Raw genomic sequence first — 265 nt, 5'->3', positions numbered from 1 at the left:
CTCAAATGAAGTCACAGATACGAATGAACAAGATGGGATTGCAAAATTCCTAACGAATTACTTCTCTCTTTAATTTTTCCATTCATACATATCCGAAGAAAGCGGGCATACTACCGTTAGACAGGTTGACCTGTCAGCTTGTGTAAAGGGGCGGATTCCGAATGGGTAAAAGAAGCAAATCGAAACGCTTTATACAACAAGGTAAAGATTCAGTCAGTCTGCATGACGCACGTTTTCCGTATCGTTCCACACTTGAAGAAGCGGC

The 265-nt window shown here is 41.9% G+C and carries 1 protein-coding gene; it reads left to right on the top strand.

Annotation, left to right across the window (positions count from 1 at the left end):
- Window positions 1-161: 161 nt before the first annotated feature.
- The coding region (locus SB775_RS30355; protein ID WP_410864963.1) for a competence protein at window positions 162-265 on the top strand (104 nt) is incomplete at its 3' end.

The organism is Peribacillus sp. SIMBA_075 (genome assembly GCF_046534585.1).
This window is presented reverse-complemented; position numbering and strand designations above follow the sequence as displayed.